Source organism: Brachybacterium sp. HMSC06H03, assembly GCF_001807385.1.
In the GTDB taxonomy this organism is placed as follows: Bacteria; Actinomycetota; Actinomycetes; order Actinomycetales; family Dermabacteraceae; genus Brachybacterium; species Brachybacterium conglomeratum.
The window spans coordinates 1-8,005 of record NZ_KV788690.1 but is presented as its reverse complement, the minus strand read 5'-3'; the positions used below and the strand labels follow the sequence as shown (position 1 = coordinate 8,005).

8 protein-coding genes are annotated in these 8,005 nt (G+C 73.5%); 6 read left to right on the top strand and 2 right to left on the bottom strand.

Features of this window, described 5'->3' with window-relative positions; genetic code table 11:
- The 6 genes from HMPREF3159_RS17395 to HMPREF3159_RS03840 all read left to right on the top strand — a co-directional run.
- On the top strand, positions 1-221 hold a 221-nt coding region (locus HMPREF3159_RS17395; protein ID WP_168165375.1), incomplete at its 5' end, for a hypothetical protein.
- Entirely contained in the window at positions 218-538 is a 321-nt protein-coding gene (locus tag HMPREF3159_RS03860) for a DMT family transporter (protein ID WP_070499760.1), read from the top strand. The genes HMPREF3159_RS17395 and HMPREF3159_RS03860, both read left to right, overlap by 4 nt.
- 78 nt (positions 539-616) lie before the next feature.
- Positions 617-805 (top strand): LbetaH domain-containing protein, encoded by a 189-nt coding sequence (locus HMPREF3159_RS03855; RefSeq protein WP_070499759.1) that lies wholly within the window; start codon positions 617-619, stop codon positions 803-805.
- Positions 806-892: 87 nt separating this feature from the next.
- Positions 893-1,879, top strand: coding sequence for a LacI family DNA-binding transcriptional regulator (locus tag HMPREF3159_RS03850; protein ID WP_246821459.1), 987 nt, complete (start codon positions 893-895; stop codon positions 1,877-1,879).
- 125 nt (positions 1,880-2,004) lie between these two features.
- Complete coding sequence (gene uxaC / locus HMPREF3159_RS03845) at positions 2,005-3,432, top strand: glucuronate isomerase (protein WP_070499757.1); 1,428 nt, start codon at positions 2,005-2,007, stop codon at positions 3,430-3,432.
- Between the two features lie 14 nt (positions 3,433-3,446).
- Positions 3,447-4,718, top strand: a complete 1,272-nt coding sequence (locus HMPREF3159_RS03840; protein WP_070499756.1) for a mannitol dehydrogenase family protein — start codon at positions 3,447-3,449, stop codon at positions 4,716-4,718.
- A gap of 304 nt (positions 4,719-5,022) precedes the next feature.
- Here the strand turns inward: HMPREF3159_RS03840 and HMPREF3159_RS03835 are convergent, their stop codons facing one another.
- Together HMPREF3159_RS03835 and HMPREF3159_RS03830 are read right to left on the bottom strand one after the other, a co-directional pair.
- Positions 5,023-6,513, bottom strand: coding sequence for a gluconokinase (locus tag HMPREF3159_RS03835; protein ID WP_070499755.1), 1,491 nt, complete (start codon positions 6,511-6,513; stop codon positions 5,023-5,025).
- A gap of 309 nt (positions 6,514-6,822) precedes the next feature.
- The coding region (locus tag HMPREF3159_RS03830; protein WP_070499754.1) for a Dyp-type peroxidase at positions 6,823-8,005 on the bottom strand (1,183 nt) is incomplete at its 5' end.

Genomic DNA, 8,005 nt, shown 5'->3' with positions numbered 1-8,005 from the left:
CCGACGCCGGGGCGGGGGAGCGGCCGCACGGCGGACCCGGCCCGGTGCCGGTCGTCGCCGCCGACACGGCAGAGCCCCCCGCCGAGGAGTGGCTCGCCGGCGCCACCTCCTACGGCTCCCGCGGCGAGGTCGAGCTGCTGCGGGAGCTCGAGGTCCACGCGATCCCCGGCGGATCCGACGACGGGCGCGCGGACGAGCGCGAGGGCGCGGAGGCGCGATGAGCTGGCTGCTGCTGCTCGGCGCGATCGTCACCGAGGTCGGGGCGACCCTCTCCCTGCGGATGTCCGCGACGGGCGACCGCCGCTGGTACCTGCCGGTGGTCGCCGGCTACCTGGCCGCCTTCGCCCTGCTCTCGGGCGCGCTCGCCGCCGGCATGCCGCTCGGCGTGGCCTACGGGATCTGGAGCGCCGTCGGGATCGTCGCCACCGCCGTGCTCTCCCGGATACTCTTCCGCGAGCCGCTGACGACGCCGATGCTCGGCGGGATGGGGCTGATCGTCGTGGGCGTCCTGCTCGTCGAGCTCGGCGGGGCGCACTGACCTAGGGGGCACTGGCGGTGCGCGGCTCCCGGCCCGGGGGTCTGGGAGACTGGCGCCCATGAGCCGTGACCAGGTCGCGTGACCATCCTCGACATCGCCCCCGTGCGCATCGGCGACCACCGCATGATCGGCCCCGGCACCGTGATCTCCACCGTCGGCCACCCGCTGACCGCCGTCGGCCGACGCGCCCACCTCGGGCTCGGCGCGCCGGTCACCCTCAGAGTGGCGGGCGGACGGTTGCCGCCGGTTGCCTTCGGCTCGGGGTAAGCTCTGCCGAGGACAGCGGGCGGCAGCGCCCGCCAGGACAGCGCCCGGTGGGTGCGGGACGGAGCCGGCCGAGTGGCGGACGCGCGCGTGACGATCTACGACGTCGCCAAGGAGGCAGGTGTCGCCCCCTCCACCGTCTCGCGCGCCTTCTCCCGCCCCGGCCGGGTCAGCGCCGCGACCCATGCCAAGGTGATGGCGGCCGCGAAGATCCTGGACTACCGCACCTCCGCCCCGCCCTCGCAGGAGCGCGGCCACCGCCACCAGCGCCTCGGCATCGAGGTCCCGGACCTCACCAACCCCTACTTCGCCGAGCTCGTCTCCGGCATGCAGGAGGCCGCCCAGGAGCAGGGCTTCCTGCTGCTCCTGCTGGACGCCGTCGAGGACGAGGCGCGCGAGCGCGCGAGCCTCGAGAGCGCCGTCGACGTCGTCGACGGGATCGTGCTCTCGGGCACCCGGCAATCCGACGCGATGCTCAACCACCTGTCGAAGCGGATCCCCGTCGTCGTGATGAACCGGCGCGTGGCAGGGCTGGATTCCGTCACCCCCGAGTTCGAGCACGGCATGGGTCAGGCGGTCGCCCACCTGGCCGAGAACGGCCTGCGCACCGTCACCTACGTCGCCGGGCCCGTGAACTCGTGGTCCGACGGGGAGCGCTGGCGCGCCGTCCGCGTCGCCGCCCGCCGGCACGGGATGCAGATCCAGCGCCACGGCCCCTTCGCCCCCACCATCGCGGGCGGCGAGCAGGCCTTCGAGGAGATGCGCGACTCCCTGCCCCATGCGGTGATCTGCTACAACGACCTGGTCGCCTTCGGCTTCCTGGTCTCCGCCCTGCGCGCCGGCATCCGCGTGCCCGAGGAGCTGTCGGTGATGGGGCACGATGACATCCAGCTCTCCCGGCTCGTCGGCGGCGGGCTCACCACCATCGTCAGCCCCAAGCGCGCCCAGGGCCGTGCCGCCGTCGAGCGCCTCATCCGCCGCATCGAGAACCCTTCCGCCCACCGCACCCCGGTCGAGGGCTCGCTGCCCGTGCGGCTCGTGCCCCGCGGCAGCACCGGACCGCGCGAGACCCCCTGAGGCGGCGCGCCCGTCGCGGTCCCCGGCCGCTTGCTGGGGCGCCGATCAGTCTGATGGAGGGCGCTTTCCCCGGCAACCCGTGACAACCGTCCGACACTCTCGCGGAAGGTTGCGAGGATGGCCGCATGAGCAACGACGCCTTCGTCCCGCACCCCGACCGACTCCTGCCCGCGGACCCGGCCGTCCGCGAGATCGCGCGCAGCCTCTACGAGCTCGAGAAGGATCAGCCGATCGTCTCGCCCCACGGGCACGTCGATCCTCGCCTCCTGCTCGACGACGAGCCCTTCCGCGATCCGACCTCGCTGTTCATCACCCCGGACCACTACGTCAACCGCCTGATGCACGCCCGCGGCGTGGACCTCGCCGACCTCGGCGTGAACCAGGGCCCGCTGGACGAGAAGGCCTCCCGCAGGGCCTGGCACCTGCTGGCCGAGCACTGGCACGCCTACGCCGGCACCCCCTCGCGCTACTGGATGGAGCACGAGTTCTCCGAGGTCTTCGGCTTGGAGACCGTGCTGAACCCGCGCACGGCCGACGCGATGTACGACGAGATCGCGGACAAGCTCACCCGCCCCGAGTTCCGTCCCCGCGCCCTGTTCGACCAGTTCAGGATCGAGGTCATGGCGACCACGGACGACCCGGTCGATGACCTCTCGCCGCACGACGCGCTCGCCGCCGACGCCTCCTTCACCGGCCGCGTGATCCCCACCTTCCGGCCCGACAAGTACCTCGAGCCCGCCCGCGCCGACTTCCCCGAGCTGGTCGCCGCCCTCGGCGAGTCCGCCGGCGTCGACACCGGCACCTACGACGGCCACCTCGAGGCGATGCGCACCCGCCGCCTCTACTTCCGTGACCACGGCGCCGTCTCCTCCGACCACGCCCACATGGACCCCGGCACCGAGCGGCTCGCGCTCGAGGATGCCCGCCGCCTCTACACCTCCGCCCGCGAGGGCACGATCGGGGCCGACGAGGCCGTGGCGCTGCGCCGCCACCTGCTCGCCGACCAGGCCCGCCTGGCCGCCGAGGACGGGCTCGTGATGACCCTCCACCCGGCCGTCTCCCGCAACCACTCCGAGACGATGTTCGAGCAGTTCGGGGCGGACGTCGGCTTCGACATCCCCGTCGCCGTCGACTTCGTCCACCACCTGCGCCCCATGCTCAACGACGTGGGCCATGCGGAGGGCTTCCGCACCGTGCTGTTCACGATCGACGAGACCGTGTTCTCCCGCGAGATCGCGCCGCTGGCCGGCGTGTACCCCTCGGTGTACGCAGGGGCGCCGTGGTGGTTCATCGACTCGCCCGATGCGATCCTGCGCTTCCGCCGCGCCGTCTCCGAGACCCTCGGCTACACGCGCACCAGCGGCTTCATCGACGACACCCGCGCCTTCTGCTCGATCCCGGCCCGCCACGACATGTCGCGCCGCATCGACGCGAGCCACCTGGCCGGCCTCGTCGCCGAGCACCGCATGCGTCTCGAGGACGCCGTCGAGCTCGTCGCCACCCTGCCCACCCAGCAGCCTCGCGAGGTCTTCCGCCTCGGCGAGCCCGCGTGAGAGGAAACGCCCCGATGAACGCCCCCGCCCCCTCCGACGTCGGCCGTCTGGTCCATCTCGGCATCGGCAACTTCGCCCGCGCCCACACCCTGCAGGCCACCGCCGTGGCCGGCGGCTGGTCCGTCGTCGCCTTCACCGGCCGCTCCGCTGCGATGGCCGATGCTCTGAACGCCCAGGGCGGGAAGTACGGCCTGATCGTGCGCGGCCCCGAGACCGACGAGGTCAGCGTGCTCGACGTGATCGACGAGGTCCACCCCGCCGCCGACGTCGACGCCCTGGTGCAGCTGCTCGCCGATCCCTTCACCACCGTGGTCACCTTGACCATCACCGAGAAGGGCTACGCCGCCGGGTCGGATCCGGCGACCTCCGCCCCCGCCCGTCTCGCGCTGGGTCTGAAGGCCCGCCGCGAGGCCGGCGTCGACGAGCCGATCGCGCTGGTCTCCTGCGACAACCTCACCGGCAACGGCGAGGTGCTGGGGAAGGCCGTCCGCGCCGAGCTCGACGAGGAGACCGCAGCCTGGTTCGAGGACCACGTCGACGTCATCTCCTCGATGGTCGACCGCATCACCCCCTCGGCCGACGACGGTGCCGCGGACACGGTGCGCGAGCAGACCGGCTTCGCCGACGCCGTCCCGGTGGTCACCGAGCCCTTCACCGAGTGGGTCATCGAGGACCGGTTCCGCGGCCGCCGCCCCGAGTGGGAGAAGGCCGGGGTGCAGTTCACCGACGACATAGAGGTGCACGAGCGCCGCAAGCTGCGCCTGCTCAACGGCGCCCACACTCTCATGGCCTACGCCGGCCAGGTCGCCGGTGTGGAGCGCGTGGACGAGGCGATCGGCCACCGCGAGGTGCGGGCCCTGGTCGAGCAGCTCTGGAGCGAGGCGCGGGAGACGCTGCCCCTGCCGGCCGACGCGCTCGACGCCTACACCGCCGCCCTCGAGGAGCGCTTCCGCAACCCGCGCCTGGCCGACAACCTCATCCGCATCGCCGCCGACGGCACCGCGAAGCTGCCCGTGCGCGCGCTGCCCGTGATCGCCGAGCTCGGCGGCCCGGACAAGGCCCCCGGCGAGGTCGCGGCCGTCGCCGCCTGGACCACCTGGGTCACCGACCGCGTGCGGGGCGGCCACGAGGTGCAGGACCCGAAGAGCTCCGAGATCGCCTCGGCGGCCGGCATCGACGACGCCACCGAGCGGGTCACCGCCCTGCTCGCCCTGCTCGACGTGGCCGCCGGCGACCCGCTCGTCACGGCCGTCGTCGCCGAGGAGCAGCGCCTGCCCCGCCCCTGAGGCCCGGTGCCCCGGCTCCGGCCGGACCCGACACGACGCCTCGCGGATCTGTTCCGCGGGGCGTCGTGCCGTCCGGGCGGTGCGCCTGAGCCTCAGTGCACCAGGTCCTGGCCGCCGCCGGGCTCTCACTGGCACAAGGGCCTTCCCACGTCCCTGCTCTGGTCCACGCCCTGCCCGGGGTGGGTGGTGATGGCGCATGGCGTTCCACTATGCCTATATAGGCGTAGTGGAACGCCATGCGCCATCTGCAGACCATGTACCGCGGTCAGCGCATACAGTGCCGGTGCGAGCGAGCCGCCTCGCCTCAGGCCAGGTCGGCGAGCTTCTCGAAGCGCTCGAGGCGCTCGCGGTAGTAGTCCTGGTGGGCGAGCACCGGCTCGACCCGGGCGAGCACCGGCGCCTCGGCGACGGGGATCTCGGGCGCGGCCTGCTCGAGGGCCATCACGGCCGCGCCGCGCATGGTCGAGCGGGAGACGGCGACGTGGTCGATCGGCATGGCGAGCGCGTCGGAGAGCAGGTGCAGCCAGCCGGGGATCGCCCCGGTCATGCCGCCGGAGAGCACGATCCGCTCGGGCTCGCCGCCGGCCTCGCGCATCTGGTCGGCGATGCGCAGGAACGACAGAGCCACGCCCTCCATCGCGCCGAGCAGCATGTCCTTCCAGGTCGTGGAGGCGCCCACGTTCGTGAACATCGCCCGGGAGCTGCCGCGCCACTTGGTGCCGCGCTCGCCGGAGAAGAAGGGGACCACCAGCGGAGTGCCTTGGGAGGGCGGGCCGGAGAACAGGGTCGCGGTGTCGGTCGCGTCGATGTCGAAGGGCATCGCGAGCTCGTTGCGGCACCAGTCCAGGACGCGCCCGCAGTCGCTCATCGCGGAGCCGACGAGGGTGCGACGCTGGTCCACGCGGTACGCCCACAGCCCGGAGGGGAGGGCGGGGATGTCGGTGTCCAGGAGCTGGCGGATCGCACCGGAGGTCGCGGTGGAGATGCCCCAGGTGCCGGTGCCGAGCGCGCCGATGCCGAGGTTCGCGGCGAGGCCGTCGCCGATCACGGGCAGCCACACGGCCTCTGCCAGCTGCGGGAACTCGGCGGCCAGCGGGGTGCCGGCGACGGGCAGCGCGTCGTCGGGGTCGATCGCGAGGCCCATCGCGGCCTCGTCCACGCCCACGGCGTCGAGCAGCTCGGGCACGTACTGCCCGGTGCGCCTGTCGATCATGCCGGACCAGGCGGCGGAGGCGGTGCCGAGCGCGGGCGTGCCCAGCAGCTTGAAGGCCACGTACTCGCCGAGCGCCATGAACCGCGCGGTGCGGGCGAAGACCTCGGGGTGCTCCTTGCGCAGCCACAGCAGCCGCGGCGCGGTGTAGGAGGAGTGGAGGCGGGCGCCGGTGCGCTCGTGCAGGTCCTCGACGTCGATCCGGGAGGCGAGCTCGCCCACCTGGGCGTGGCAGCGGGTGTCTGCGTAGGTGATGCACGGGGTCAGCGCGTCGCCGGCCGTGTCGACCGCGATCAGCGAGGAGGCGAAGGTGTCGAAGCCGATCGCGCGCACGTCGCCGGGCAGCTCGCCGTGACCGAGCACGGCGGAGAGCGCGGTGCGGATCTCCGCGACGATCTGGTCGGCGTCGATCGTGCTGGTGCCGTCGTCGTCGACCGTGAAGGCGTGGATCTCCTTGTGCTGGAGCTTGCCGACCTCGCGGCCCGAGACGTCGTACACGGCGGCGCGGGTGCCGCCCGAGCCGATGTCGATCCCGACGACCAGGGGTCCCTGGGCGTCCTTGGCCGGGATGTTGAAGCGGGGCATGGATGATCTCCTGCGGTCGTCGGGGCCTGCGCGTGCGAGCACGACGGTCCGGGCGGTCGTGCCGGGGCGCAGGGGGTTCCGGCCAGCATACGAGGACCTCGCACAAGGCCGGCGGGCTCGCCACGGGTTGCCACCTGCCGGCTGTCGATCTCCCGCACTCGTCGCCCTCCTCGTCGGTTCGTCGCGGAGGGACCGGCAGAAAGGGGACTCCAGCGGCACGGTGAGGAGCTCAGCTCCGCACCGTGCCGCTGGAGTCCCTTCTGTGCAGACGGCGCTCGGTCGCGGCCGGACGGGACGGCGGCGGCTCGGCTACTCCAGCACGGACTGCCCCAGGAACTCGCCCTCGGCGCAGCCGGGCGGGATCGCGAACACGGCCGAGCCGATCGGGGTGGTCCACTGGTTCAGCAGGTCCAGCTCGTCCAAGCGGCGCTGGATCGGCAGGAACTGCGCGAGCGGATCGGCCTGGAAGGACACGAACACCTGCCCCGCCTCGGACAGCAGCCCCGAGCCTGGCGCCGGCGCGTGCTCGTAGTTGTACGGCCGGCGGTAGATCTCCTGGTGCTCGCCGTCGTCGACCCCGCGGGCCCGACGCATGTGCGAGAACTCCCCGATCACCGGGAAGCCGTTCGCGGAGACCTTCTCGAAATCCGGCGGGGTGCTCTCGTCCCCGCCCGACAGCGGCGCGCCGTCGTCCTGCCGGGTGCCGGTCGCGGCGTCCCTCGCACCGCGGTCGGCCTCGTCCCAGCCGTCGAGGTCCATGCGGATCCGACGCACCACCATCGAGGTGCCGCCCGCGAAGGGGCCGTCCTCGATCCAGACCACCTTCGCGAAGTGCTCGCTGCCGGGGGCGGGGTTCGCGGTGCCGTCGAGCTGGCCGAAGAGGTTCCGCAGGGTGCTGCCGGGCCTCACGACGCCGGGGGAGCGGCGGAAGCCCGTCTGCCCCCACCGGGGAGTCGTGAAGGCGCGGGCGTCCTTCAGCAGCATCCGTGCGGCGTGGGAGACCGTCAGCGGATCGTCGGCCGCGACCTGCAGCAGCAGGTCCCCGCCCGACCACCGCTCCTCGAGCTCGTCGATGCCGAAGGCGGGCAGGGGCGCGAGCCAGTCCGGCGCCGGGCGCTCGGCCCGGGACATCAGCCCCGGCCCGAAGCCGACGGTGACCGTGAGGGAGGCGGGCTCGGTCGCGAGCTCCGGCTCGGTGTCCGCGAGCGCCGGCTCGCCCCGGGTGAGGCGGGCGGCATCGTCGGTGAGCAGGCGCAGCATCCGCAGCACGCCGTCGCGGTCCACGTCCTCGCGCAGGTCGAGGGCCAGGAGCGTCGCCGACGCCGGGGCGGGCGTCTCGATCCCGGCCTGGTGCGCGCCGTGGAAGGGGACGGTCGGGGCGCCGTAGGGCGCCCAGTGGGTCGAAGCCTCCTCCGCGGAGTCGGCGGGGGCGGCGGGGTCGCCGAAGGAGCGGCCGAGCCCGACCCCCGCGGCGCCGATGCCGAGCGCCCCG